At 36.8% G+C, this 1,438-nt stretch carries 1 protein-coding gene; it reads left to right on the forward strand.

Annotated features, from left to right (window positions below; genetic code table 11):
- Positions 1-1,092: DUF3987 domain-containing protein (locus ACFIKU_RS09655; RefSeq protein WP_375657378.1), on the forward strand; the 1,092-nt coding region annotated here is incomplete at its 5' end.
- Positions 1,093-1,438: the final 346 nt, after the last annotated feature.

The following is a 1,438-nucleotide window of genomic DNA, read 5'->3' on the forward strand; positions in this document are numbered from 1 at the left end:
AAATCAGAAAAGAAAAAACAAGCCCATAAAGCGATCAAAAAAGGAGATCTTGAAACAGCCCGTGCTCTTTTGTCTGAAGCCCCCTCTAAAGATAATACACATGATGATGATGTCTCTCGTTTTATTGTCAATGATGTCACGGTCGAAAAGCTTGGGGAATTATTAAAAGAAAACCCCCGTGGTCTATTGTTGGTTCGTGATGAGTTATCTGGTTTTTTAACCAATCTAGAAAGAAAGGAATATCAAACAGACCGTGCTTTTTATTTGGAAGCTTTTAATGGAGATGGTCAATTTACTTATGACCGTATCGGGCGTGGAACCATTTTTATTCCCAATGCAACTCTTTCAATTATAGGAGGCATTCAACCTTCACGCATTATTCCCATCATTCAAGCAATCCACCGTGGAATAAACGATGACGGTTTATTGCAACGGTTTCAAATGATTGTGTGGCCCGATGAAAATCAAGAGTGGAAATTGGTTGATAGACCACCCAATCAAGAGGGCTGGCAAAAGTATGAAGGGGTATTTCGCTCTTTTCGTGATAAACGCTTAGGTTCTCCAGAACACCCGCTGATCATGCGTTTTTCTCCTAAAGCACAAGTGCAATTTTATGAATGGTTAGAAAACCTTCATAGAGAGGCAAAAGGAGGTACTCACTCAGAAAGCTTACAATCGCATCTTTTAAAAATGCCAAAGACCATAGCAAGCCTTGCTTTGATTTTTGAACTTCTTAATAGTGGTGGTTTAGAAATTGGTCTCTATGCCATTACAACAGCATTGCGTTGGGAAAAATATCTGTTAAGTCATGTCAAAAGACTTTATGCGGCGGGGGATACATTAACAGCAGAGCGTGCAAAATTAATTGTTGAACGCTGTGATTGTTTACCCGATGGTTTTACAGCAAGGGATGTTTATAAACGTGATTGGAAATGTTTAACAGACAATCAAACCGTTAAGCAAGCTTTAGAGCTTTTATGTCGTTGTAACTATATTCGTGCAATATCTGGAGACAAGAGCTCTCAAAGTGGTCGACCTACCATACGTTATGAATGGCACCCCTTAGTGAAAGATCATAAGACATCACACTGAGGCAATTTGGAAATCTTATAAAACATTAAACAATATAACAGTGAACCTTCAAAGCACTCCCCATCATTAGTTTTGGGGGGTTATGGGGGGTTTGGGGGGTCTTTTTACCCCCCCCTTTATATATATTTTTTAGTCAAAAATAAAAGTTATTATATTTCAATAAGTTAATCTTTCAAATAAACAACCTATACTAAACACAACACATAAATACAATTTTTAATATATATCTAAGAGGGTTTTGTCGGTGTTTTGGGGGTTTTAAAAACAGACAAAACCTCTCTATAAAATAATTCATAAAAATTATCAAAATACTCATTCTGATATTTTATATGTACATAACGCATTT

Origin of the sequence: Bartonella sp. CM120XJJH (genome assembly GCF_042194715.1) — a bacterium.
Lineage (GTDB): Bacteria > Pseudomonadota > Alphaproteobacteria > Rhizobiales > Rhizobiaceae > Bartonella.